A 24,195-nucleotide genomic window follows, 5' to 3' on the forward strand; every position below is an offset into this window, starting at 1 on the left:
CTACGCATCGTCGCCTTGGTGGGCCGTTACCTCACCAACTAGCTAATGCGCCGCAGGCCCATCCGCAAGTGACAGATTGCTCCGTCTTTCCCAGCCCTCTCATGCGAGAGCACTGTTTATCCGGTCTTAGCATTCGTTTCCGAATGTTATCCCGATCTTGTGGGCAGGTTGCCTACGTGTTACTCACCCGTCCGCCGCTAAGCATCAGAGAAGCAAGCTTCTCATCAACTCCGCTCGACTTGCATGTATTAGGCACGCCGCCAGCGTTCGTCCTGAGCCAGGATCAAACTCTCCATAATAGAGAGCCATGAAGGCTCAAAATGCTGACTTAAAAAAGTAAATCCTTGTCTATCGTCCCAAAGGACGACAGGAACCGTATTACGCTCGATGTTCAGTTTTCAAAGAACAATGTTGTTTTTCTTGTCTGCCTCGTTTTCCGCGGCAGGAGTTATATCATATCGCGTATTGCCATCTCGTTCAACCCTCAATATTTTCCATTCCCATGAATTCCATTGAAATGTTTGATCTCAGGTACTTAACGCGCCCCGCCGTTTCAGCGGCAGGAGTTATATCATACCGCGATCGACCATCATTAGCAATCCTCAATATTTTCCAACTTTCATCGTTTCGTCCCTTATAAAAACTTACTGTTTGCCAAAGAAAATGGATTACTGTGGTACCGTTCCGGATGTCTCGCGTATTTTTGCCTGGAATGTTGTTTGATTGGCCTCCCGCTGGCAAAGCAAGCATAACTCCACTGTTTGTTACGATACTTATCCCATTGATGTTGATTCAATGTATGAACATAATCTTTACTCATGACGTCATATGGCGCACCTGACTCAGACATGGATCGGATGATTTCTTTCAAATAGGAATCCACTTGTGAAAAGTGGAAAAATCGCAACGGTCGATCATTTACGCAGTAACTTCCGTCAGGCAGCTTCCTAACCGTTCTCTCATACAAATTCCAAAATGCCACATTATAGCCGGGGTGTTTCAAAAAATATACGTCAAAATAGCATGGCGCTAAATCCAGCCACCGCTGATCGTCAAACAAACCTTCCTTTATGTCTTTGTAACAATAGCGTGCGAGTCTGTTTTTCCACCATTGGATAAAAGCAGTCGAATTGCCGTTTCTTTTCAGAGCAAAAAAACCGGCGTTGAACAGTCCGGTTTTCAGAATCCCAAGCTCTTTCCATCGGATGCTTTGGTATTTATTTACCGACGAAGAGACAGGATGAATTAACGGATAGATAGAGTGAGGAGTTAGTAGGATGGAATTTGTCTCTAACGTTTCGGCGATCTCGTCAAACGGAGAAAACAGTCGAGTGTCGGTATCCAGATAAACAAACATATCGTTGTGCTTATATGTCGTTAACAAATATTCCATGAGTACGGGTTTTAACGAGCAAGTCGCTTGAAGCGCATCATATTTGAATACATATCGATCAAAATCCTCGAACCCCATATCTTTTGCGAGCACCACTTCATCAAAAACAGGGCAATGCTTGAGCGGCTCATGCATTTTTCGTTCCACCAAGCAGAGAACCACTTTGGCATGCGGCATATGTTCTTTGATGGATTCAGCCATGACCAGGGCCTTAGGCAAGTGACTTTTGGTCGCTATTGTTCCAATGATCATGAGCGCCCCGCCTCCTCATGGAGAAATATCCTTATCCAATTGCTTTCTGGCAGCTGTTTCTGAGAAATAGCGCTCGATATAGACCTTTGAGCGGTCAGATCTTTCATTCCAACATCCTTTACTGCTGTAAAGGTCGATCACTTTGTCGGCAAACTCCTCCGATTCATCTGAAATCGAGATGAAGTTCTCAATTTCGGGCATACCTTCCGCTCCGATCGAAGTCGTAACTACAGGTATTCGGTAAAATAAGGCCTCCACGATTTTCCCTTTCACACCAGCGCCGAATCGCAGCGGAGCGACAACCAATTTGCACTCTGAGTAATAGCGTTGAAGTTCATGATCGGATATATAGCCGGTGATCACGACATGGTCAGAATGCAACCCTTTGATTTCCGGTGTGGGATTGGAGCCGATAATATACAATTTGATTTCGGGAAATTGTTTTAAAATTCTGGGGAATATGTCCCGGGTAAACCACATCACTCCGTCGATGTTCGGTTTATGCGTAAAAGCACCCACAAACAGAAGGTCTTTCCTGCGATCAAATGGTGCGATTTCAACATGCTGCTTTTCATCATATACATAAACTGGAATTTGCCTGATTCTTTTGGCCGGTAAAGCTTCGGCAAGGATTTTCCGTTCAAACATACTTACCACATGAATGGCATCCGCTTTTTCAAACAATTTGAACTCGCGATCCTTCCACCGTTGGGAGATTTCAGCAGCGCTCTATCCCCTGTTACTTCATAATTTCTTCGTTCACGCAGATAAAAAAGGTCGCTGGCATTATATATGGTCTTTGCGTTTGTATATTTTTCTAAGTGACCCATGTACTGTTCTGCAATAAAGGGGAAAATCAGGTATGCGTAGTTGATGTATTTGCCGTTCTTTTCTATCCATTGCTTAAGGGTCTTCTTTTGGTCCTGCTCATACAGCACCTGGATACCGGCTTGCTCAAGCATGGATGCATAAGGCTCAAACCGGCGGAAATAACCTGAATAGACGACGTGCAGCCCCATAGACACAAATAATTTTAAATAATGATACGTCATTCTGTTCGCAGTGGATTGGTCGAAAGCGGGCCCTTCCAAGCCGATTACCAAAATCGTTTTTTTGTCGCGGCTCCTGTCCCTCGCCCAGAACTTATCGCGGTATTTCTCCATATGCTCCGTGTTTAGGGTTTCTCCCCATTGTTCTCTGAATCGTAGTTCATCCTCTTGGGGTTGAGTTAGCTTTCTCGCGGAATGAGCTTTGACGCGATGATATTCAACAACAGAAGCTGGCTGATACATTACTTTGAATCCTTCTTTTCTGACTTTAAACGCAAGATCAATCACTTGGCGGGATCGTGAAACATATCGCGGATCAAAGCCGCCGGCCAAGCTCCATAACTCGGGACGAATAATGAAGCATGCGGAGCAGATGAAATCAACTTCTTTAACATAATTGTATTTTGACCGATTGGGATCGTCGCCCTCTCCATAGTTCAATCCATCCCCGTTATTCCAAATGACTCCGCCTGCTTGATACAGCTTCCCGTTTGGGCTTACAACTTTCGGCCCCCCCATACCGGTCGTCGGATGACGTTCCATAAGCTGCACTAGTTGTTGCAGCCAGTTATTCTGAACGATCGTATCCCGTCTCAAAAAGACGAAGTATTTACTGCGTTTTATTTCATCCCATTTCATGTCTATATACACATTGGGATCCTCACCGGCGAAATAAATTTGGTAGGACAGACTCTGGGTGTGCTTTCTCACGGATTGCTCGCATTGATCCGTAAGCTTCTTATCCTTATCGGCAAGGATGATGATGGAAACCTCGGGTACACGGAGCGACATTCTCATACCTCCTCAAAGGCAGCTTAGACGTCCGCTACGGCTTGTCCCTAGTGCATTGTACAAGTCAGTCAGCTGTTCGTTTTAATAAGCTCTTCTCCATTATATGTACGAAATACCTAAAGCGTTTGTATAAGTCGCTAACTCCTCCATGCCTTTTTTAAGCAAATAATGATGTCCATTCGAGGGAAGAATATACGAGGTGAGGAGGCTGGAGAAGTGGAATCCCAGTGCAGCGATTTATCCCCGCAGATCAGTGAAGTAAAAAAACAATTTACGAATGTCTACGAGAGTTTAGCCCAATTCACATCCTCTTTGGATCAAGAAGGAATTGACATGCTGAACGATCTCAAGAGCATTTCCAAAAAAATTACGGATGCAGGCAAGTTAGCGTCCGCTTATCATTTGAGTCGTCTACTCGTACCGTATACAAACAAATGCCACGAAATTTTCAACTCGGTGCGGCAGCTAAGCACTAAACGTAAAGGAGCACTCATTGTCGTCCAAAGAGAGGATCCGATTGATGATTGGATCACCAAAGGCACTCCTATATTTGCGGAAATTTCAAGCTCGCTTTTAGACTCCATATTTCATGTAGGAAGCCCTTTGCATGACGGTGCGGTATGGATCCAAAACGATATCATTGTTTCAGCCGCAAATATCCTCCCGCTCACCAAAAAAACCTATAAAAATAAAAAGTTGGGCACACGCCATCGGGCAGCAATCGGGTTGAGCGAGCTAACGGACGCATTAGTATTCGTAGTATCCGAGGAAACCGGGAAAGAATCGTTTTCCTTCAATGGATCCCTCTATCCGTTTCAGATGATCATCCAAAAATAAAGATCATATCGGAGAGAAACATATGAACGAAATTACTTGTGAGAGCGATTTTACTCATCTGCGTACGGAGATGACAAAGAAGCTTGCGGTAATTGCCAAAAAGCTTGAGCACGATATTTTGACAATCGACCAAAACAATATTCAAATCCTCAACGACATCGAAGAGATATCAAAAGGACTTGCCGATCTGGAATCGAGAACATCAACCTACTTTTTGAATTGTCTGCTGGCTGAGTACACGGAATATAGCGCAGAATTATCTCGAACAATACATAAATTGAGTCTAAACAGGCACGGAGCTCTGATTGTCATCGAAAAAAATGACCCCGTATCTCCTTTAATCAACGGAGGAACATCCATACAGGCTCGAGTTTCCAGCCAGCTGTTAGAATCCATTTTCCATCCGGAAAGTCCGCTGCATAAGGGAGCGGTTCTGCTCCAATCGGACCTGATCATTTCAGCCGCTAATCAACTGCCCTTTACCCAACAAATTTTTTGGGATCGGAGCTTTGACCCCCGTGAAATGGCGGCCGTCGGTTTATCCGAACAATGCGACGCGTTAATCTTACTTGTCTCCGATAAAGGATCCACCTCATTTTGTGTGGGTGGAAGACTGTATCCTTTCTCGGCAAAATAAACATTCCTCGACCTTGCCTCTATTCCTGCCGATTACGATTGCATCCGTCATATTTACAAATAAACCGTTCTCCACAACCCCAGGTATCCTATTCAATTCGAGATTTAAACCATTCGCATCATGAATTTCATCAAATCCGCAATCCAATATGAAATTTCCGTTATCCGTAATATACGGAGCTCGACCAGCAGTCCGTAATTTGGATTCACAACCCAATCCATCAATCCTGTTTCTTGTCATTTGCCAACCGAAGGGTACGATCTCAACCGGCAGCGGGAAGCTCCCCAAAGTCTTAACACACTTCGTCTCATCGACAACGACCAAGAACCGCTCTGCGAGTGAAGCAATCATTTTTTCGCGCAGCAAAGCACCCCCTCCGCCTTTAATCAAGTTGAATTCGGCGTCGACTTCATCTGCACCATCGATCGCTAAATCAATTTTCTTCGCATTGTTAATGTCGATTAAAGGGATGCCAAGACTCCGTGCAAGCTCTTCTGTTTTCGTCGAGGTCGGTACTCCTTTCATCTTCAATCCGTTCTTCACGAGCTGACCAAGCTTAACGATCGTCCAATAAACGGTGGAGCCTGTGCCAAGGCCTACCACCATCTCATCCTTCACATATTCCGCAGCTTTTTCACCTGCGATTTGTTTGGCATCCATAGACTGAGTTCCTGCCTTCAAAAGTATATTCAACGCACATAGTAAAAAAATAGGCTAATCCCAACAGGGGATTAACCTATGTTGTGGTGCAATTTACTTACCCCTGCATCCCTTTTCGAACCCAATCCGCGACGGTAACAACTCTTTTGGCTTGGTGAATGACTGCAGACCGGATGTCATTTTCATTTTCGCGAATTTTATTGTTTTGATCAACACTAACGCTGGTACCGTACGGGTTGCCTCCGGCTGCGAACAGTACCGGATCCGTATACCCCGGCGCCACGACAATCGCACCCCAATGGTACATCGTCGTGTAGAGATTCAGTATCGTTGCTTCCTGACCGCCATGGCTATTTTGTGCGGAAGTCATTGCACTGACAACTTTATTTACTGTTTTGCCCTGGAACCATATGCCGCCCGTCGTGTCCAGGAATTGTTTCATTTGAGACGCAATATTCCCGAATCGTGTAGGGGTGCTGAAGATGATTGCATCCGCTGCAACAATATCGTCAGGTGTAACAACGGGAATGTTTTTTGTTGTTTCTGCATGAGCCTTCATAGCCTTATCGCCTTCAATTACGCTTTCCGGAAGGATCTCCTGCACCTTGTAGATCGTGACATCCGCACCTGCTTCCTTTCCTCCCTCTTCAGCCCATCGTGCGAGCTGGTAGTTCGTCCCGGTCGAACTGTAATATACGACAGCTAATTTAACCTTAGACATTCTCGTTGATCATTCCTTTCCTCAAATTGCATCGGATTCCATGAATTCAACGCTTAGGGTTATAATTTGCTTTATAAAACAAAAAAAATCCCTTGCAAAGGCAAGAGATTTCAACTTTATGTATGGTGGAGTCAAGGGGGATAACGAAATCCAGATTTAACTTGCTGCCGAAGATTGATCGACGAAGCAGATCGCAGCGGTATATTTCGATGCCGTGCTCGTCCGCCTCCGGCTCCCTGCGCGCGGAACGCCCCCCGATTCGGGGTTCTCTCCCAACCCTAGTCCACCATACAAAAAACCACGTCAATTGACGTGGTTCGTTACGTATGTATGGTGGAGTCAAGGGGGATCGAACCCCTGACCTCATCGCTGCCAGCGATGCGCTCTCCCACCGGCGACTGTAATGAGGGACAATTCCTTCGCGATGTAAGGCAATTACTTATTGATCTGACTGTCAAAAGAAAATGTGTGTATTTAGAACTTGATGAGTAGCTTATCCAAGAAAATTCAAGAATCTCACTAAACTAAAAGTAAAACCAGAAGAAGGTTAATTGAATACTGTCTGCTCTTTTTGACCAAAATATTCTGTATATAACTTGACAGGAGGAGTTTGGGTGAGCAGAGTGCTTTTATTTTCCTTATTCATGATAATATCGCTATTTACATCAACTAACCCATTTGTGACCGCCAGCGAGTTGGATAATAATTCAGCGGCGTTACAACGGTTAGCTAAGAATAGTGGCGGTACACTGAAAGTCATATGGAATGAGCAAACAAACACTCCCTCAATACTAACCGGTACATTGTCGGTTCCTTCCATGCACTCACCTCAGTGGATCGCTTATGAATTTCTAAAGCAAGCAAAGTCAATCTATGGTCTCCATAATCCCGAAAGGGATATGAAGATCATCGATATTGAACGAAGCCAAGACAAGATTAATGTCCGTCTTCAACATCTGCTATTTGAAACACCTGTATGGGGAAATTGCCTTGTAATTGACATGGATATCGACGGTGTCATTCGACGTGTAGAGGGCACTGTGCACCCTAATTTGGAGAAACAATTGTTTAACCGCCCGATGCATGCAGCAATTACAAAAAATGAAGCCATTGCAACAGCTAAAGCAACTACTCAGGGACAACTTGCAAACGAACCAACAGTTTACAGTTATTACCTGCCCTCAAGAACTGGAACTCCGCTTATTTATGTCGTACAACTTCAATACAGCAATCCGGAAATTGCGACAACTACTTTAATACACTCTCTCACAGGACGAGTGTTAGAGCAATATAAAAAATAGTGAAAAGGCTGCTTTTTGCGGCTTTTTCACTACATTTTTCATACTGACGTTATTGACTTAAATCTAAACCCATTCGACGCTCCTCAATATCTGGCGTTCCATGAGCGCTAATATAAATTCAACGTAATAGTCCTTACGCACAATGACTTTATATTTATGATCCTCATATGCATAAAATAACACATCGGTATAGACACTGTTCTCCTCGAATTTCTTCTGTACTTCTTTTATCCCCTTTAACAAAATTCCATTTTGCAAAATCTTGATTTCGAATTCAATATCCGCACCATCTGCTGCTTCACGGATTTGTACACACTCCTGATCAAATCGATAAGTAAGCTGCATTTCTGTTACACTCCTTCTGGTTACATCAAATATCTGAAATAAACGTAAAAGCTCGAAAGAACAATTGACAGCAACATAAGTGGGAACCCGTATTTTAGGAACTGCACAAATTTTATCGGATGTCCTTCTTTACCCGACATACCCGCAACGATAAGGTTCGCGCTTGCACCGATCAAAGAGCCATTTCCGCCTAAACACGCACCGAGGGCAAGACTCCACCACAACGGCTCCAAATCACTTACACCCATATTACCCATTTCCTGAATCATGGGGATCATTGTCGCGACAAACGGAATATTGTCTAGAAATGCAGACGCAATAGCACTAAGCCATAAGATAAGTAAGGAAGTAGCGACTACGTCACCATTAGTCAACTCAATTGCTTGTGCCGCGAGCTTTGCGATTACCCCCGTTTCAATAAGACCCGAGACAAGAACGAACAAGCCTACGAAGAAGAATATCGTCGTCCATTCGACTTTAGTAAAGGCTTCCTCCATCATATGCTCACCAGTAAGGAGGAGGAGAACAAATGCCCCTGCCAGTGCAACGGTTGCCGACTCCAAGTGCAATGATTGATGAAGGAAGAATCCAAGGATAGTCAGACCTAGCACAGTCAAACACTTACGAAGCAATTTGTGATTAGTAATAAGCTCCTTTTCATCCAGATCCATAATACTTTTCGTCAATTCAGGTGTGGTTTGAATCTGTTTGCGAAAAAGTAGGACAAAAATGGGTATATAAATAACCATAACTAAAGCCGCGATAGGAGCCAGATTGTTGATGAAAGCCATGAACGTCAATTCTTTAACCGCGCTGCCTATCATGATGTTTGGAGGATCTCCGATCAGCGTTGCTGTGCCACCGACATTAGATGCAATAATTTGAGTAATTAAGAATGGTATAGGAGGCACTCGTAACTGACGTGTAATACTAAAAGTGACGGGTACCATTAGAAGCACTGTTGTAACGTTATCTAAAAATGCAGATCCTATTGCGGTAATAAGGGCTAGTGCAATCAGAATGCGAACAGGATTGCCTTTAGACTTCTTGGCCGCCCATACTGCAATAAATTTGAACAGCCCTGTGTCAGCTGTTATGCTTACAATGATCATCATACCTATAAGAAGACCGAGCGTGTTGAAGTCAATATGATGTAATGCCGTTTCTTGATCCACGATACCTAGCGCAACCATGAGTAACCCGCCGATCATGGCTACAATCGTGCGATGAACCTTTTCTGAAATAATAAGTGCGTAGATAACAAGAAAAATTCCGATTGCCCAGATGGCTTGTTGCTCCATTAGTTATTCCTCCGATTTCAGCTGCAGTTGACATTATTAATTTCCCCTTTAATACTTACACATAAACTCTGAACACACATGGTTCACTTTCTCAGCCCCCTTTCCAAGCCAAATTAGATGTCCCCATGAATCAAGTAGGCAGAGTTCTGACTTATGAATATTTTGATGCGCATGATATGCGTGATCAATAGGTACTGCGTTATCGTTCTTGGAATGCATAACCAGAGTGGGGCAGTGGATGGTTTGTAAGTCGATTGAATTGATTGTCTTTGTCTGGGAAACATCGATCAGAAAACCATGCCCAGAGCGCTGCCGATTTAACATCCTCCGAAACTTTTCGATATCTTCGGCATCAATATGAGTCCGTAACTCTTTAAAGGATAACTTGCTAAATGATAACGCCATTTTATTGAAGATAAATTCGGGGGTCACATTACTCATCCATTTGAGTGTTGACCATATAAATTTCTCTAACGAAGGACGAAATAATATTTGCGCTGCTATATATTCCCTGTTCTTAGGTGTAAGCCATTCTGTTGAAACAGCAGATTGTAAGATGAGACAACGTACCCGATCAGGAAAACGAGAAGCAAAATAAATCCCACTTGGACCACCAGCAGAAATTGCTATAACGTGAACTTTGTCAATTTGCAGATGATCTAATAAAGCTACATAAGCTTTGCATGCAGAATCTATGCTTGTGCCAATCAAGTGAGAAGTGCCTCCATAACCTGCTCTCGAAGGAGTAATCAACGAGTAACCATTCTTAGTTAAATCATCATACCCAAACTCCTCGTCACAATTTGAATGTCCTCCATGCATAACAAGAACAGGAACCCCTTCACCGACAATTGAATACTCGATAGGTACTTCTTTCTTGTAATAGAAGATATGTTTGCGTCTCATAGTACACCTCCTCTAACTTAGACTTTTTTATTGAATGACCTAAAAAAAACAAAAAAAGAGCCCTTGGTGCAGGCTCCTCCATTTTGTACAGATATTTAATTTTTCATGTAAACAATTGAACAACATGTGCAACTAATTTGCCACTCTGATAAGAGTACAATGTTCGTTAAAGTAAGTCAAGAAGCTTTGAAAAAAATGCCTCTGCCGAGAGTGGCCAGAAGCATACAGGGGAACTATTGATTAGCCGCAATTGCGCTATGGAATAATTTCTTATTGGTTTGATAGTCAATCTGACTTATAACATCCGATAAAATATCGGCTTGTGGCACTTCGTTAGAGTTCAGCATAACATTCCTCCGATTATGTATATTTTATGAAAGCTGCATAATCAAAAAAAATAAACGGCATCTCTGCCGTTTTCGTAGAAAGTGTTGGTGGAGAATAGGGGGCTCGAACCCCTGACCTCTTCGCTGCCAGCGAAGCGCTCTCCCAGACTGAGCTAATTCCCCGAGTTAAATCTTAAAGGTGATATTCAGTTCGACTACTTTGGTGGTAGTTAAACCAGTAATGGTGGACTCCCAGCTGAGCTATGACCCCGTATCACACGACAAAAACGAGTTTAACACAGGGACGGTCAGGCTGTCAACGGATGCCGGCGCCTTCGGACGCTGTAAAATTACACCTGAGTAAAAACATCCACCCTGAGTAAAATACACTTACAGCGCACCACCCTGTACGGTATACTTCAGCCTTACATGCCATGCTTGTTGATCAGCCCGTTAAGCTCCTTTAAGAACATGTTAATGTCCTTGAACTGCCTGTACACAGACGCGAAACGGACATAAGCGACCTCATCGACCCGATACAGATGCTCCATCAACAGCTCCCCGATGACACGGCTCTCAACTTCCGCCTGTGCTGTATTCCTCACGTCGCGCTCCACGTCCGAGACGATCACCTCAAGCTGACCGACAGATACAGGCCTTTTCTCACAAGCTCGAAGCAAGCCGCGCAATAATTTGTCCCGGCTGAATTCTTCGCGGCTGCCGTCCTTCTTGATTACCATGAGCGGCGTTTCCTCTATCGTCTCGAACGTCGTAAACCGGCGGCTGCATTTCTCGCATTCGCGACGGCGGCGGATGGACTTGTTATCGTTGGCAGGCCTCGAGTCTAAAACTTTGGTTCCGCTGTAGTCGCAAAATGGACATTTCATAACAGTGGTTCTACTCCTTTTTAAAAACTGCGAATTTTCCAAACCTTCCCTTACATGATCCTCCGAAAAAGACACATAATACAGTTACCAACCTTAAGGAGGTGAACAACAATGCCTGGAGGAGGACGAGGTCGTAACGGTCAGTATCTGGTACCCCAAGCAAGCGGGGCGCTGGATCAACTGAAGTTCGAGGTAGCTCAACAACTTGGTATTCCTATGACGCCGCAAGAAGGATACTTCGGTTACATGGCGACTAGAGATACCGGTGCTGTGGGCGGTAACATGGTCCGCACTATGATTCAATTGGCTGAAACGCAGCTGGCAAGCCAAGCCGGCGGATTCCAGAATCAATCGGGTTCTACAGCCCAAACAGGTGTAATCACTGCATCCGCTCCATTGGGTCCGCAAGGACGCGGCGGCCCGCAAAATCTTGCAATGCAAGGCAACTTATCCGGTCAAAGCTGACGCTCGTCGAAAATTGGCAGGACTTAATATTGGGAAGCTTTGGAGCTGAGGCTTCAAGGCTTCTCTTCCATTTCAAAGGGTGTCGTACAAATTCTGATACTTCTTATAATAATAGATCACACGTTGCACGTAATGTCTAGTCTCTCCGTAAGGATATTGCTCAATTTTTGCTGATCGCCGTCCCACGTTCCGTTCGCCAGCCATTGTCTGACTTTACCCGGACCGGCGTTGTAGGCGGCAAGCGAAGCGGCCAAATTTCCTTCGAACTGCCGCTGCAGCTCCTTCACGTACCAAGATCCCAAGCTGATGCCGGCCTCGACCTGCGAGCCCGCATCGTCCACTGTAAGCCCTCCGAAATTATCCTGCTGCAAAATCCAATGTGCGGTCTGGGGCATCAATTGCATGATTCCCACTGCCCCTTTGGGGGACAGTGCGTCCGGTTTATAATTTGATTCCACTCGAATGATAGCGGCAATCAAAAACGGGTCTACCTGATATGTCGAGGCGTTCCGCCTGATTTCATCCTTATAGTAAATCGGATAGATCCATCGCCCCATCCAATCCGACTGGACAAACAAAGCCGCGAGCACGATTACCAGGATCGGAAGCAGCACCCTTTTGCGCTTGATCCGTTGTCTCATCCCAGCCCCTTTTCCCGCCAGTATCGCTCAATTTGCCGTTCGGTATGAGCGAGACTACCGCTGTTGTCGATGATTATGTCCGCCCGCCGTTTCTTGTCCTCAATATCCATCTGTGCGGCCAGCCGTCTCTCCGCTTCTTCCACGGTCAGCTCGTCCCTCTGCATTAACCGCTTCAGCTGCTCATCCCGAGGTACGTACACAACCATAATTTGCTCAAAATAAGACTCCAGCTGCGACTCGTATAGCAGAGGCACGTCCACCACAACGAGTTGATCGGGAGTTTCTTTCTCATGATAAGCCATTCTGTCTTTCATAACCGCCCTGATAGCCGGATGCAAAATCTGCTCCAACGCTTTTCGCTCGGCCGGATCCGCGAATATGATGCTGCCCAGCTTTTTCCGGTTCAGTGAACCGTCATCATTCAGCACAGCTTGTCCGAACCGTTCGCCGATGCGCAGCAAGGAAGGCTGCCCAGGCTGGACTACCTCCCGGGCAATGCCGTCCAAGTCGATTAATATCGCTCCCCGTTCCGTCAACAGCCGGGCAACTGTACTCTTGCCGGTGGCAATGCCGCCCGTTAAACCGATATTCATGAGACCTCTTCCTTCTACAGCAGTTTGAAAATTCCCATCGTGATCAGAATGATCCCCGGCAGCATCGAGAGCCGCCGCATCCATCGCCAACCCGCGGCCCAGAAGCCGACCCGCGTTCCCGTCCACAGGAAGAACCCGCTTGAAGCGGCAATCAGCACAGCGGTCGCCAGCGGCGGGAAGCCCACGAGAGCCGCCCCGATCCCGGCACCGAAGGCATCCAATGAAAGTGCCGTTCCCAGTAAAAATGCTTCGCCCGCGCTGATGATTCCCGATCGGTCCACATCCGCTGCAGACGGGGTACGAAGAATTTGAATCATAATGCCGAATACCCGAAGCTCCAGCGTGAGAACCGGCTTATGAACCGATTCCGCATGGTCAGCCGGCGCGCTTGCCGGCCGTTCCGTCTGCTCGGCCGGCTCTCCGCTCCGCAGAAACTGAATGAGCGCCCAGCAGCCGATTCCGATCAATATGCATGCCCCTACCGCTGATGCGCCATGCGGTGACATCCAATTCGTCAACGCGACGCCAACCATCATCGACATTAAAATAATGAGTCCGGAGCAGGCGGAGATAATAAGGATCGAAGAAACCGGGATTCTTATTTTTCTCACGCCGTAAGTCAATCCGACACCGAATCCGTCCAAGCTGACGGCAAAAGAAAGTAAAACCATCGAGGCGACAGGTGCCAACATATTTGATTTCCCCCTGCATGGATGCTGCTCCCCGCCCTTCCGTCGGCCGGGTTGTGATTCATCCTATGCATAGCCCGGGGGGAATGCCCCGCTCGCTCCCTAATTTTCGCCCAGACGCTATCGGGTTCCCCCGTCAAGGCGGCGTTTAACCGCATGAGTGCGCGGTTTTATGATTGTTTGCGAGTTCGCCGTTCGCTTAGGCCCCTTCTGACAGCTGGGACAAATGTGCGTGCCTCTTCCGCCGACGACCGATTTCTCAATCAAGCTTCCGCAGATCTCGCACGGCTCCCCTGTCCTCCCATACGCTCTTAGTCGGTGCTGGAATAATCCCATTTCACCTTGTCCGTTGACGTAAGATTTGATAGATGAGCCGCCTGCTTCAACGGCAGCCGACAGCGTATCGAGAATGGCATGATACAGCCTGTCAATCTCCTTCGGCTTCAGCTCATCGGCTGCCCGCTCGGGATGAATGCCGGCAGTATGCAGCGCCTCATCTACATAGATGTTTCCCAAGCCGACGATCACTTCCTGGTTTAGCAGCAACGGTTTGATTTTGGTCGTCCGCTTGCCGATCGCCTTCTTAAAAGCGTCCAAAGTGAAGCCCTCGTCCAGCGGCTCCAATCCAAGTTTATTCAGCGGAGGAGCTTGAAATTCTTCTCCGGGCAAAAACAAATGCATCGTACCGAATTGACGAACGTCTTTATACCGCAGCTCCGTACCGTCCGTGAAATGGAAAATGACATGGGTGTGCGGCTCTACGGGTTCATCCTCTGAATAAACCCCGTAGCGCCCCTCCATCCGAAGATGCGAGACGAGCACCAGACCGTCCAGCACCATCCTGAGAAACTTGCCCCTTCGCTCGACCGATTGAAAGGTTCTTCCCTCAAGCCGGGCGGTGAACAATCCCGGGTCGTCCGGTTTTTGCAAAATACGGGGGAGCTTTACGGTGACCCGGTCGATCTTTTTGCCCGGTATCAATGTATTTAAAGTCCTGCGGACCGTTTCAACCTCCGGCAATTCCGGCATGGGCTTGCTTCACCATCCTATGCTGCCTTCATTATTTCGCCTCATACCAGTTGCTGCCCACACTCACATCCGCCAGCAGCGGTACATCCAGATCAAGCGCCGTCGCCATTTGTTCAGGGACGAGCTTCTTCATAATCTCCAATTCCTCTTCCGGCACTTCAAACACCAATTCATCGTGTACCTGCAGCAGCATGCGGCTCTTCAGGCCGTTCTCCCGTAGCGCTTTGTCCATCCGGATCATCGCAAGCTTGATGATATCCGCCGCGGTTCCCTGGATCGGTGTGTTCATTGCGGTCCGTTCCGCGAACGAGCGCAGATTGAAATTGGAAGCGCGAATGTCCGGCAAGTACCTGCGGCGATCCAGCAATGTGGTCACATACCCGTCTTCCTTGGCTTTCGCCTTTATGGAATCCATATAATGACGTACACCCGGGAAGGCTTCAAAATATTGTTCGATAAAAGCAGCCGCTTCTTTACGGGTGATATTCAGATTCTGCGAGAGTCCATAATCGCTTATGCCGTACACGATGCCGAAGTTAACGGCTTTGGCTTGGCGCCGCATGTTCGAATCCACCTGCTCGGCTTCCACGCCGAATACGTCCATTGCTGTTTTCGTGTGAATGTCCATTTCCTTAACGAACGCTTCTTTAAGACCTTCATCCCCGGAAATGTGCGCAAGCACCCGCAGCTCAATCTGCGAGTAGTCGGCCGCAAGGATCCGCCACCCCGGCTCGGAAGGCACGAACGCTTTGCGGATCTGACGGCCTTCCTCCAGCCGAATCGGGATATTCTGCAGATTGGGGAATTGGCTCGAAAGCCTTCCTGTAGCCGCGATCGTCTGACGGTAATACGTGTGAATTTTCCCGGTCTCCGGACGAATTTCTTTAAGCAGTCCCTCAATATAGGTGGATTGCAGCTTCGTCAATTGACGGTAATGTAAAATGAGCCTTACGATCTCGTGGTAAGGTTCCAGCTTTTCGAGCACTTCCGCATCGGTGGAGTAGCCGGTTTTTGTTTTCTTTACGACCGGCAGGCCCAGCTTTTCAAAAAGCACCTCGCCCAACTGCTTGGGCGATCCGATGTTGAACTCGAATCCGGCCAGCTCGTGAATCGCTTTGATCATTTCTTCTATGCGCCGTTGGAAATCCACGCCCAATTCTTTCAGGGCATCGGCGTTCACCGAGATTCCTTGCTTTTCCATCTCTGCAAGAACGCATGATAGAGGGTGCTCCAGCTCGTAATACAAGCGGTGCATACCGAGGTCTTCGAGCTCCTTCGACAGGTGCGGCTTCAGACGCCGAACGGCATCCGCTTTGGCTGCCAAATGCCGGGCCAGGTCCTCTGCAGCCGGAACGCGGAATTTAGCGCCCTTTCCATAAACCGCTTCATCCGAAGCGATCCCGGCCAGCTGATGGCGCTGAAGTAATCCGTTTAGCGAAGGATCCGACTCCGTCGGATCGAGCAAATAAGCGGCAAGCTGCACATCAAAGGCTTGTCCCCTCAGGTCCACTCCGCATCTGGCCAGTACCAGCTCAGTCCAGTGCAGCTCATACCCGTATTTAGGAGCATCGCCGTCAGCCAACCAAGCTCTGAAGCGTTCGCCTTCAGGCGTGCATAGCAATTCAAAAGGAATGACAAAACACTGGCTGCCGGCGGCGACAGCGACTCCGATGCCTTGCGCTTGATGAGGGTTCTCACCGTGCGCTTCTACATACAAAGCTTCAGCGTCTGCCAATTTATCGTGCAGAGCGTCCCAGCCGGCCGTGTCCACCCTGATCACTTCGTATTTTGCCGCCGCTTCCTCGATTTCCGCTTGTTCAACGCCTCCCGCCGCACTGAGGTCGAGCCGCTCGATAATGGACTTGAACTCAAGCTTGCGCAAAGCAGATACCAACTGGGCGGAGTCATAACCTTTCCATTCCACTTCATCCAGCGAATGCTGCAAAGGAACCTCACGGAAAATGGTCGCCAAGCGTTTGCTCATCCGTGCATCTTCACTGTGGGCTTCGATTTTTTCACGCATCTTGCCTGTCAGCTCGGAGGCATGATCCAGGACATTTTCCACCGTGCCGTACTCATGAAGAAGCTTTAACGCCGTCTTCTCGCCCACTCCCGGCACTCCGGGAATGTTGTCGCTCGCGTCACCCATAAGACCTTTCAAATCTATAATTTGCTCCGGCGTCAAGCCGTATTTCTCCCCGACCTGTTCCGGCGTATAACGCTCGACTTCACTTATGCCTTTGCGTGTAATCAGTACGGTGACCTGATCCGTGGCCAGCTGCAGCATATCCTTGTCGCCCGATACGACGACCGCGGTTTTCCCCTGCTCTTCCGCCACACGTGTGAATGTCCCGATGATATCGTCAGCCTCATATCCAGGCAGCTCGAATTGCGGAATCGAGAAAGCTTGCAAAAGCTCCTTCAAAAGCGGGAATTGTTCCGACATCTCGGGCGGTGTTTTTTGGCGGCCGCCTTTGTACTCCGCATAACCTTCGTGCCGGAAGGTCACCTTACCCGCATCAAATGCAACCATCACATGGCTTGGCTTTTCCTCGTCCAACACTCTGAGCAGCATCGTTGTGAAGCCCAGCACCGCATTCGTGTGCACCCCGCTGCTGTTCGTAAGCGGAGGCAGCGCGTAAAACGCGCGGTTAATAATACTATTGCCGTCGATCAACAGCAGCTTACCCGATCCTTTGCCCATGAACTCACGCCCACCTCACCGACATTATCTATTCCCTAATGATAACATACAGGTTATATCGCCGCATCCCGCATCGGGAGAGGCTTTCCAATAAAAAAGGCTCACCCGTTGGGTAAGCCCGCTGCCATCTCTATCCGAGGACTACTGATTCAGCTCAGGACGCTTTCCCGTCACCAAGTATACGACGCTTTCGCCGATGTTGGTCGCGTGGTCGGCAATTCGCTCGATATAACGGCCCACGAAACAAAGCAGCATACCTTGCGCAATCGTCTTGGTGTCATTGCTCATAATCGCCACCAAATCACGCAAGATTTGGGAGTACAGAGCGTCGACCTGGTCGTCGTCTTTCGCCATTTTGTAGGCAAGATCAACATTCTCGTCTACGTAAGACTGCAGCGATTCACGAATCATTATGGAGACCAAGGCTGCCAATCTCGGCAGATCCAGCAGAGGCTTGATCAACGCTTGCCCTTCCAGACGAAGCACGACCTTGGCAATGTCAACGGACAAATCGCCCATACGTTCCAAATCCGAGGAGATTTTGAAAGCGATCAGAATACGGCGCAAATCTTTGGCAACCGGCTGCTGTGTCGCGATCAGCCTTGTACCTATTTCCGTGATCGTTTCTTCCATTTGGTTCAGCTCCGTATCAGCCGCTACAATACGCTTGGCCTCTTCCACGTCCACATTTTTCAGTGCCTCTATGGATCCCGTGAGGGCCTTTTCTACTGTGTCACCCATCTCGGTAAGTCTTTGCGCAATCTCATCCAAAGCCTGATCGAATTCTAAACGTTTAACCATAGTGAACCATCCTCTCCCGATATCAACCGAATCGGCCGCTAATATAATCTTCCGTACGTTTGTCAGTCGGATTGGAGAACAATTGCTTCGTCTCCGAGTATTCAACGACTTCCCCGCCTAGGAAAAACACGGTTTGCTGAGAAACCCGGGCAGCTTGGTGCATGTTGTGCGTGACCATGACAATGGTATAACGGTTTTTGAGCTCTTGAACCAGCTCTTCGATTTTTAAAGTCGAGATGGGATCGAGTGCGGAAGTGGATTCATCCATCAGCAGAATATCCGGCTCTACGGCCAACGCCCGCGCGATGCATAGCCGCTGCTGCTGCCCGCCTGACATGCTCAGCGCCGAGCGCTTCAGATGATCCTTCACTTCATGCCAAAGCACCGCGGAACGCAAACTTTTTTCCACAATCTCGTCAAGCCTTTTTCGGTCTGTTATCCCGTGCAGCCGGGGACCGTAGGCGACGTTGTCATAGATCGATTTGGGAAAAGGGTTGGCTTGCTGGAACACCATTCCGACTCTTTTGCGCAGAGTTTCCACATCCACATCGTTAGAATAAATGCTCCTGCCGGCGATGGAGACGGTGCCCTCAACGCGCGTTCCCGGAATCATGTCGTTCATCCGGTTCAGCGTCCTCAGCAGAGTGGATTTACCGCAGCCGGACGGCCCGATGAAAGCGGTGATCGCTTTTTCCGGTATTTCCAGCGATATGTTACGAAGAGCCTGGAACTCGCCGTAATAGAGGTTTAAATCTTTAATCTCGATAATGGAGTTCAAGTTCGCATCCCCTTAATATATAGCGATATGATATTGCGGCATTCAACCGAACCGGCCGGAAATGTAATCGCTCGTTTCCGCTTTTTGCGGGTTCGTGAACATTTTATCCGTCGCATCGTATTCCACCAGTTCACCTAACAGGAAGAATGCCGTCTTTTGTGATACCCGGGCTGCTTGATACATGTTGTGCGTTACGATAATGATGCAGTAATCCTGCTTGAGTTCGCCGATCAGTTCTTCAATTTTAGCCGTCGACACCGGGTCCAGAGCAGAAGCCGGTTCATCCATAAGAATAATATCAGGCTGAACGGCAATCGATCGGGCTATGCACAGCCGCTGCTGCTGACCTCCGGATAGCGTCAGCGCCGAGTGATGCAGCCGGTCTTTGGTCTCGTCCCATAACGCCGCGCGCGTGAGCGATTCCTCCACAATCTGATCCAGCTGCTTCTTGTTCTTCACCCCGTGGTAACGCGGTCCGAAGGCGATATTCTCATAGATCGATTTGTGAAAAGGATTCGGGCGCTGCCACACCATTCCGATCTTCTGACGCAGTGAGACAACGTCCGTCGACGGGCTGTTTATATCATCCTCTTTAATCCAGATTTCTCCGGTAACCTTCGAGGTCGGGATCAGGTCGTTCATCCGGTTCAAGCTTCTTAGAAAAGTCGATTTACCGCAGCCGGAGGGCCCGATCAAAGCCGTCACCTGTTTAGCTGCAAAATCGAGCGACACATTTTTCACGGCCGGCCTGTCGCTATAATAAACGCTTAGATTTTTTACGGACAATCCGATTTCGTCCATTCAGGCAAGCCTCCTATTTGATTGCAGTAAATTTGCGGTACATATATCGTCCAAGCCATCTGGCCACGAGGTTAAATAAAAGCACCGTTAAAATGAGGACCGCGGAAGCACCGGCTGCGATCTCCGGAGCATCCGGAGCGAGTCCTTCCGAGTTTATTTTCCATATATGAACCGCCAATGTTTCCGCAGGCCTGAATGGATTTAGCGGAGAAACATCGTGAAGCGGATTCCAATCAGAGAAGTCAAGGCGGGGCGAGCTCATTCCCGCTGTGAAAAGCAGTGCCGCAGCTTCACCGAATACACGGCCGGCAGCCAGGATCGTGCCTGTAAGAATAACGGGAATCGCGATCGGCAGCATAACCGAAGTGATTGTTTTCCATTTCGTCAGCCCTAGAGCCAAACTGGCTTCCTTCTGCGCTTGAGGCACACTTCTTAACCCTTGTTCGGTAATACGCACCATCAACGGCAGGTTGAACACAGTCAGCGCCAGTGCCCCGGAGAATAAAGAAAAGCCGAATTCGAATAAGTTAACGAAAATAAGAAGGCCGAACAGGCCGACCACGATGGAAGGGAAAGAAGACAGTACTTCCACGACCAAACGGATGAAGGCCGTCACTCGATTCACCGGCGCATACTCACTCATATAAATTCCTGCACCTAGTCCAAGCGGAATTGTTATCAGCATTGTCAGAACCAGCAGGAACAGCGAGTTAAAAAGCTGAGGACCTATGCCCCCGCCCGCACGGATCGTTTCCGGAGCGGAAGTGAGGAAGTCGAAGCTGATGTGTCCCAGACCGCGCACGAGAATGTAACCCAGCAGTCCAATTAACAAGAGGACAATAAACGCCGCTACAGCGATAATGACGGCTGTTGCGATTTTGTCCGCCGTTTTCGCATTCATATTTTTGATCTCCCTTCCAGCCAACGGACGATGAACACGAAAATGAAAGTCATGAGCATAAGTATCAGTGCTAACGACCACAAAGCGTTGTTATGAACCGATCCCATAGCCGTGTTCCCCATGCTCAGCGTGATCGCGCTGGTGAGAGTAGATGTGGATTCGAACAACGACCTCGGGATGTGCGGTGCGTTACCGATGACCATCTGGACGGCAAGCGCTTCGCCGAAGGCCCGCGCAATGCCCAGCACGATTCCAGTCAGCAATGCCGGAAGAGTGGTCGGAAGTACAATTCGGGATATGGTTTGCCAACGGGTTGAGCCAAGCGCGTACGAGCCTTCTTTCAGCCCCGACGGCAGACCGGCCAGCGCATCCGTTGCTATTGTCGTAATTGTAGGAAGGATCATAATTGAAAGTACAAGAGCCCCGGCTGCAATACCAAGTCCTTGACCGGGGAAAATGTCGCGGAACAGCGGGACGATTACCGATAAACCTACGAAACCGTATACGACTGAAGGAATTCCCGCCAACAATTCGATTACCGGCTGCAAATACTTTCGCCCGAATCTCGGAGCAATCTCAACCATGAACACAGCGGCGCAAAAACCGAGCGGAGCAGAGATCAGCGCAGCCAGAATCGATGTGCTGAATGAACCGAATATGAACGGCAGTGCACCGAAAACAGCCGGTTCCCCTTCCGGATTCCATTTGATGCCGGTAAGCAGCTCAAGAACGTTAACACCATCGCCAAAAAACGTAGTAAGCCCCCTGGACGCAACAAAATAGACCATCGAAAATATGGTCGCAACAAGCAGGAAAATACAGAGCAGCGTATAAACCCTGCCTACCCATTCTTCTGTTACGTGCGGCTTCGCCTTTTGTCTCTCGAATGACTGAGCCATAGAACTCTCCCTTTATACAGCCAATCAAGAGGCAGTCAAATTCCTGCCTCTTGATCGACACTTAATTATGAAGTTATTACCCGTATCGTTTTATTTCGAAATGTTGCCTTCTGCGTCGCGTTTAACTTGCATTTTGTTTGCAGAGATGTAGCCGAGTTCAACAACGTCTCCGTTTTGAACATCGTCGCTCATCATGTAATCAAGGAAAGCTTTAGTTGCCGCATCCGGCTCGCCTTTCGTGTACATGTGCTCGTATGCCCAAACCGGATAGGTTCCGTTAATAATATTTTCTTCTTTTGCTTCTACGCCTTCATACTTAACGGTTTTAACGGAGTCGTCCAGGTAGGACAAAGCAAGGTAACCGATCGCGCCCGGAGTTTCTTTAACAAGCTTCTTAACTGTACCTGAGGAATCTTCTTGAATCGAACCTTGAAGGTCTTCCGTTTTCTCGCCAAGAGCGTACTTCTCGAATGTAGCACGAGTACCGGAGCTCTTAGGACGGTTAACAATTTGAATCTTTTCATCTTTACCGCCAACGTCTTTCCAGTTGGTTACTTTACCGGTGAAGATATCGATAAGCTGCTGTTTTGTTAAGTTATCAACCGTAACTTCAGGGTTTACGACAGCTGCGATGCCAACAACCGCAACTTGGTGATCGACAAGGCCTTTCGCTTTGTCAGCGTCAAGCTTTTCTTCAGCGAATACATCGGAGTTACCGATCGTCGCTTGGCCTTCAGCTACTTGAGTCAGCCCTTGACCGCTGCCGCCGCCTTGAACTTGAATCGAAATGCCTGAATTTTTATCCATGAACTTCTTGGAAGCTTGATCTACAAGTGGTTGCAGCGCGGAAGAACCCGCCGCAAGAATGGAACCTTTTACGTCTCCGCCTGGAGCTGCGCTGCCCGTTGGGCTTGCACCGTTGTCGTTCCCGCCGTTGTTGTCTTTACCGCAAGCAGCGAGCGCAAATGTCAGCACCAACGCCATGATCAAAACTACTGTCTTCTTCATTTCTTTGTGGTTCCCCTTCCAGCTCTCTTTTATTTTTGTGCTTACAGGATTCATTGTAGAAGCTTGTCGTTAAACTGATGTTTTCGTTTTGTTAACTGAGTGTAAAATAATTCGCGGAAGCTTTTCCTATAATCTCCAAATGAATCGGCATTATTCCTCAGGCCGTGATTAGACACGGACAGCGTAAGTCTCATTCATTTGAGCAGCGAGTTTATGAAATTCCCTCTTTATTTGATTGGTCGTTTCCCTTGCTTCATTAGAAGCAAGGATGAGACGCGCAGCCGCTTCATCATTTTGCGCCGAAGAGCTCCATAGCTGCGCAAATAGATTTTCCGTTTGCCTGACCTGGATAAACCCTTCATCCGCACCTGTCTTCCCCGCCGTCACCAGAGAGGCGGCATCTTTCACCGCTTCCCTCATCGAGCTGAGCAAACGTGTAATTTGCGCCGCCGATTGTTTGGTCTGATCGGCCAATCCGCGGATTTCGCCGGCGACGACACCAAAGCCGCTTCCGCTAAGGCCGGCGCGCGCCGCTTCAATCGATGCGTTAATCGCGAGCAGATTGCATTGCTCGGCCAGCTCGGCAATTAGCCGGATAATCCCGTCAGCTTGCGAAGTGCGCCCTGTCAACTCCTCCATTGCTTGTTGCTGCCTATCCGCTGTTTCCGACCACATTGTAAACAGCTGAAGCATCCTCTCAAGCTCGTTTCTTCCTTGCTCGGTGAACTCCGCAATCCGATCGCTGCATACCTGGGTGTCGACCGTTGCTTCAACAACTTTTTCGACAGATTGGTTAATGCTGCCGATCATCGATTCGGTATCCCGGATTGTCCTCATTTGCCGGCTGACCGCAGTCCTCTGCATGAGGCGGGATACGTTGAGCAGATCGTTCACCGTCAGAACACCGGCAAACTTGCCTCGATCAGTCAGGATAACGGCGTCGTAAAAACTTTCCTCTTCACGAGACAGCGCCCTGTCGATTAACTCCTGAGCATCAATGTCTCTTTCAGCGGTGAAAGGCTGCATGTCCATAATGGCGGTAACGGGTTTATTCGCATACAGCGACATCCCGTAAAGGGAGCCCAGCATACGAAAAAATCTGCCCCTCATGATCAACCCGGAAGGATGACGGGAATCATCACAGACGACAACGCACTCCAGCTCCTTTTTCACACGAAACAAGGACACCAGATCCTCACACATTTGATTCGGGGAAATGACCGGGCAGCTTCTGGCCCAATACCCTACGATAACCTGATCTTTCACCATATGAAGGCCTCGACTTTTATGTAGATAATTACAAAGAAAAGCATAATGTCTTAGTGTTAGTGGAATGTGATTTAAAATAGCGTGATTTGTAAATGTGTTGAACAACTGTCTGCCGATCTCTCCTTCCGGCGCAGAATCGATATATGCACTTAACTCAGGTCAGCAAAAAACGGTGCATACAAAAAAGCCCCGGGATTTCCGGGGCTTACT

Annotated in this window: 23 protein-coding genes, 2 tRNA genes, 1 rRNA gene and 2 pseudogenes; 4 read left to right on the forward strand and 24 right to left on the reverse strand. The window is 48.1% G+C overall.

Going from position 1 to position 24,195, the window contains the following annotated elements:
* From SD71_RS12765 to SD71_RS22280, 4 genes are all read right to left on the reverse strand, one after another.
* A 16S ribosomal RNA gene (locus SD71_RS12765) occupies positions 1–299 on the reverse strand; the annotation flags it as partial.
* Between the two features lie 335 nt (positions 300–634).
* Positions 635–1,645, reverse strand: a complete 1,011-nt coding sequence (locus SD71_RS12770; RefSeq protein ID WP_041063812.1) for a hypothetical protein — start codon at positions 1,643–1,645, stop codon at positions 635–637.
* Between the two features lie 15 nt (positions 1,646–1,660).
* Positions 1,661–2,293 carry a glycosyltransferase family 4 protein gene (locus tag SD71_RS22275; RefSeq protein ID WP_235427105.1) on the reverse strand — a complete coding sequence of 211 codons (633 nt, stop codon included), beginning with the start codon at positions 2,291–2,293 and terminating at the stop codon, positions 1,661–1,663.
* A gap of 2 nt (positions 2,294–2,295) precedes the next feature.
* Positions 2,296–3,486: a glycosyltransferase family protein gene (locus tag SD71_RS22280; protein ID WP_052476225.1), complete on the reverse strand. Its 1,191-nt coding sequence runs from the start codon at positions 3,484–3,486 to the stop codon at positions 2,296–2,298.
* 216 nt (positions 3,487–3,702) lie between these two features.
* Between SD71_RS22280 and cdaS the strand changes: the two genes are divergently transcribed.
* Positions 3,703–4,323 carry a sporulation-specific diadenylate cyclase CdaS gene (cdaS, locus tag SD71_RS12780; RefSeq protein WP_041063814.1) on the forward strand — a complete coding sequence of 207 codons (621 nt, stop codon included), beginning with the start codon at positions 3,703–3,705 and terminating at the stop codon, positions 4,321–4,323.
* 22 nt (positions 4,324–4,345) lie between these two features.
* Positions 4,346–4,960 (forward strand): diadenylate cyclase, encoded by a 615-nt coding sequence (locus SD71_RS12785; protein ID WP_041063816.1) that lies wholly within the window; start codon positions 4,346–4,348, stop codon positions 4,958–4,960.
* Here SD71_RS12785 and rpiA read toward each other — a convergent pair.
* The 3 genes from rpiA to SD71_RS12800 form a co-directional block, all read right to left on the reverse strand.
* On the reverse strand, positions 4,916–5,620 hold the full coding sequence (gene rpiA / locus SD71_RS12790; protein WP_041063818.1) for a ribose-5-phosphate isomerase RpiA: 705 nt from the start codon (positions 5,618–5,620) through the stop codon (positions 4,916–4,918). The two genes, SD71_RS12785 and rpiA, sit on opposite strands and share 45 nt — an antisense overlap.
* Before the next feature lie 97 nt (positions 5,621–5,717).
* Positions 5,718–6,341 (reverse strand): NAD(P)H:quinone oxidoreductase, encoded by a 624-nt coding sequence (gene wrbA / locus SD71_RS12795; RefSeq protein WP_041063820.1) that lies wholly within the window; start codon positions 6,339–6,341, stop codon positions 5,718–5,720.
* Positions 6,342–6,672: 331 nt separating this feature from the next.
* Positions 6,673–6,759 (reverse strand) — tRNA-Ala (locus tag SD71_RS12800).
* A 196-nt stretch (positions 6,760–6,955) separates the two neighbouring features.
* On the opposite strand from SD71_RS12800, the gene SD71_RS12805 reads away from it, so the two are divergent.
* On the forward strand, positions 6,956–7,642 hold the full coding sequence (locus tag SD71_RS12805; protein ID WP_041063822.1) for a hypothetical protein: 687 nt from the start codon (positions 6,956–6,958) through the stop codon (positions 7,640–7,642).
* Positions 7,643–7,705: 63 nt separating this feature from the next.
* Here the strand turns inward: SD71_RS12805 and SD71_RS12810 are convergent, their stop codons facing one another.
* The 5 genes from SD71_RS12810 to nrdR all read right to left on the reverse strand — a co-directional run bounded on the left by SD71_RS12810 (position 7,706) and on the right by nrdR (position 11,407).
* On the reverse strand, positions 7,706–7,987 hold the full coding sequence (locus SD71_RS12810) for a hypothetical protein (protein WP_041063824.1): 282 nt from the start codon (positions 7,985–7,987) through the stop codon (positions 7,706–7,708).
* 20 nt (positions 7,988–8,007) lie between these two features.
* The gene (locus SD71_RS12815; protein ID WP_041063826.1) at positions 8,008–9,288 is read right to left on the reverse strand and encodes an ArsB/NhaD family transporter; all 1,281 of its coding nucleotides are present in this window, start codon (positions 9,286–9,288) and stop codon (positions 8,008–8,010) included.
* A 48-nt stretch (positions 9,289–9,336) separates the two neighbouring features.
* Positions 9,337–10,194: an alpha/beta fold hydrolase gene (locus SD71_RS12820; RefSeq protein ID WP_041063828.1), complete on the reverse strand. Its 858-nt coding sequence runs from the start codon at positions 10,192–10,194 to the stop codon at positions 9,337–9,339.
* Positions 10,195–10,626: 432 nt separating this feature from the next.
* Positions 10,627–10,703, reverse strand: a tRNA-Ala gene (locus SD71_RS12825).
* Between the two features lie 242 nt (positions 10,704–10,945).
* Entirely contained in the window at positions 10,946–11,407 is a 462-nt protein-coding gene (gene nrdR, locus SD71_RS12830; protein ID WP_041063830.1) for a transcriptional regulator NrdR, read from the reverse strand.
* Between the two features lie 111 nt (positions 11,408–11,518).
* On the opposite strand from nrdR, the pseudogene SD71_RS24965 reads away from it, so the two are divergent.
* Positions 11,519–11,737, forward strand: a pseudogene (locus tag SD71_RS24965) (small, acid-soluble spore protein, alpha/beta type); the annotation flags it as partial.
* 207 nt (positions 11,738–11,944) lie between these two features.
* Here SD71_RS24965 and SD71_RS12840 read toward each other — a convergent pair.
* The 12 genes and pseudogenes from SD71_RS12840 to SD71_RS12895 all read right to left on the reverse strand — a co-directional run bounded on the left by SD71_RS12840 (position 11,945) and on the right by SD71_RS12895 (position 23,985).
* Positions 11,945–12,513 (reverse strand): annotated as a pseudogene (locus SD71_RS12840) (lytic transglycosylase domain-containing protein).
* Positions 12,510–13,106 carry a dephospho-CoA kinase gene (coaE, locus tag SD71_RS12845; RefSeq protein WP_041063832.1) on the reverse strand — a complete coding sequence of 199 codons (597 nt, stop codon included), beginning with the start codon at positions 13,104–13,106 and terminating at the stop codon, positions 12,510–12,512. Before coaE ends, SD71_RS12840 begins: the two are co-directional and overlap by 4 nt.
* A 14-nt stretch (positions 13,107–13,120) precedes the next feature.
* The gene (gene ytaF, locus SD71_RS12850; RefSeq protein WP_200889599.1) at positions 13,121–13,798 is read right to left on the reverse strand and encodes a sporulation membrane protein YtaF; all 678 of its coding nucleotides are present in this window, start codon (positions 13,796–13,798) and stop codon (positions 13,121–13,123) included.
* 117 nt (positions 13,799–13,915) lie between these two features.
* Entirely contained in the window at positions 13,916–14,824 is a 909-nt protein-coding gene (mutM, locus tag SD71_RS12855; RefSeq protein ID WP_041063834.1) for a DNA-formamidopyrimidine glycosylase, read from the reverse strand.
* Between the two features lie 31 nt (positions 14,825–14,855).
* Complete coding sequence (polA, locus tag SD71_RS12860) at positions 14,856–17,528, reverse strand: DNA polymerase I (protein WP_041063836.1); 2,673 nt, start codon at positions 17,526–17,528, stop codon at positions 14,856–14,858.
* A gap of 141 nt (positions 17,529–17,669) precedes the next feature.
* A complete protein-coding gene (gene phoU / locus SD71_RS12865; RefSeq protein ID WP_041063838.1) occupies positions 17,670–18,329 on the reverse strand; it encodes a phosphate signaling complex protein PhoU in 660 nt (219 codons plus the stop codon).
* Positions 18,330–18,351: 22 nt separating this feature from the next.
* Positions 18,352–19,107 (reverse strand): phosphate ABC transporter ATP-binding protein PstB, encoded by a 756-nt coding sequence (gene pstB / locus SD71_RS12870; protein ID WP_041063840.1) that lies wholly within the window; start codon positions 19,105–19,107, stop codon positions 18,352–18,354.
* 42 nt (positions 19,108–19,149) lie between these two features.
* Positions 19,150–19,908: a phosphate ABC transporter ATP-binding protein PstB gene (pstB, locus tag SD71_RS12875; protein ID WP_041063842.1), complete on the reverse strand. Its 759-nt coding sequence runs from the start codon at positions 19,906–19,908 to the stop codon at positions 19,150–19,152.
* Between the two features lie 13 nt (positions 19,909–19,921).
* On the reverse strand, positions 19,922–20,809 hold the full coding sequence (gene pstA, locus SD71_RS12880) for a phosphate ABC transporter permease PstA (RefSeq protein WP_041063844.1): 888 nt from the start codon (positions 20,807–20,809) through the stop codon (positions 19,922–19,924).
* On the reverse strand, positions 20,806–21,708 hold the full coding sequence (pstC, locus tag SD71_RS12885; protein ID WP_041063846.1) for a phosphate ABC transporter permease subunit PstC: 903 nt from the start codon (positions 21,706–21,708) through the stop codon (positions 20,806–20,808). Before pstC ends, pstA begins: the two co-directional genes overlap by 4 nt.
* Before the next feature lie 90 nt (positions 21,709–21,798).
* On the reverse strand, positions 21,799–22,716 hold the full coding sequence (locus SD71_RS12890; RefSeq protein WP_041063848.1) for a phosphate ABC transporter substrate-binding protein PstS family protein: 918 nt from the start codon (positions 22,714–22,716) through the stop codon (positions 21,799–21,801).
* 168 nt (positions 22,717–22,884) lie between these two features.
* Positions 22,885–23,985 carry a methyl-accepting chemotaxis protein gene (locus SD71_RS12895; RefSeq protein WP_041063850.1) on the reverse strand — a complete coding sequence of 367 codons (1,101 nt, stop codon included), beginning with the start codon at positions 23,983–23,985 and terminating at the stop codon, positions 22,885–22,887.
* Positions 23,986–24,195 lie beyond the last annotated feature (210 nt).

The sequence above is a fragment of the Cohnella kolymensis genome (assembly GCF_000829465.1).
Taxonomy (GTDB): Bacteria; Bacillota; Bacilli; order Paenibacillales; family Paenibacillaceae; genus Cohnella; species Cohnella kolymensis.

Excerpts from the sequence above, each read along its gene's own strand:
- mutM (WP_041063834.1), bottom strand. The coding sequence starts at position 14,824 with ATGCCGGAATTGCCGGAGGTTGAAACGGTCCGCAGGACTTTAAATACA.
- SD71_RS12895 (WP_041063850.1), bottom strand. The coding sequence starts at position 23,985 with ATGGTGAAAGATCAGGTTATCGTAGGGTATTGGGCCAGAAGCTGCCCG.
- SD71_RS12785 (WP_041063816.1), top strand. The coding sequence starts at position 4,346 with ATGAACGAAATTACTTGTGAGAGCGATTTTACTCATCTGCGTACGGAG.
- SD71_RS12810 (WP_041063824.1), bottom strand. The coding sequence starts at position 7,987 with ATGCAGCTTACTTATCGATTTGATCAGGAGTGTGTACAAATCCGTGAA.
- pstB (WP_041063842.1), bottom strand. The coding sequence starts at position 19,908 with ATGGACGAAATCGGATTGTCCGTAAAAAATCTAAGCGTTTATTATAGC.
- phoU (WP_041063838.1), bottom strand. The coding sequence starts at position 18,329 with ATGGTTAAACGTTTAGAATTCGATCAGGCTTTGGATGAGATTGCGCAA.
- SD71_RS22275 (WP_235427105.1), bottom strand. The coding sequence starts at position 2,293 with ATGTTTGAACGGAAAATCCTTGCCGAAGCTTTACCGGCCAAAAGAATC.
- SD71_RS12770 (WP_041063812.1), bottom strand. The coding sequence starts at position 1,645 with ATGATCATTGGAACAATAGCGACCAAAAGTCACTTGCCTAAGGCCCTG.
- coaE (WP_041063832.1), bottom strand. The coding sequence starts at position 13,106 with ATGAATATCGGTTTAACGGGCGGCATTGCCACCGGCAAGAGTACAGTT.
- wrbA (WP_041063820.1), bottom strand. The coding sequence starts at position 6,341 with ATGTCTAAGGTTAAATTAGCTGTCGTATATTACAGTTCGACCGGGACG.
- pstC (WP_041063846.1), bottom strand. The coding sequence starts at position 21,708 with ATGGCTCAGTCATTCGAGAGACAAAAGGCGAAGCCGCACGTAACAGAA.
- nrdR (WP_041063830.1), bottom strand. The coding sequence starts at position 11,407 with ATGAAATGTCCATTTTGCGACTACAGCGGAACCAAAGTTTTAGACTCG.
- polA (WP_041063836.1), bottom strand. The coding sequence starts at position 17,528 with ATGGGCAAAGGATCGGGTAAGCTGCTGTTGATCGACGGCAATAGTATT.
- SD71_RS12820 (WP_041063828.1), bottom strand. The coding sequence starts at position 10,194 with ATGAGACGCAAACATATCTTCTATTACAAGAAAGAAGTACCTATCGAG.
- pstA (WP_041063844.1), bottom strand. The coding sequence starts at position 20,809 with ATGAATGCGAAAACGGCGGACAAAATCGCAACAGCCGTCATTATCGCT.
- rpiA (WP_041063818.1), bottom strand. The coding sequence starts at position 5,620 with ATGGATGCCAAACAAATCGCAGGTGAAAAAGCTGCGGAATATGTGAAG.
- SD71_RS12815 (WP_041063826.1), bottom strand. The coding sequence starts at position 9,288 with ATGGAGCAACAAGCCATCTGGGCAATCGGAATTTTTCTTGTTATCTAC.
- SD71_RS22280 (WP_052476225.1), bottom strand. The coding sequence starts at position 3,486 with ATGTCGCTCCGTGTACCCGAGGTTTCCATCATCATCCTTGCCGATAAG.
- ytaF (WP_200889599.1), bottom strand. The coding sequence starts at position 13,798 with ATGTTGGCACCTGTCGCCTCGATGGTTTTACTTTCTTTTGCCGTCAGC.
- SD71_RS12890 (WP_041063848.1), bottom strand. The coding sequence starts at position 22,716 with ATGAAGAAGACAGTAGTTTTGATCATGGCGTTGGTGCTGACATTTGCG.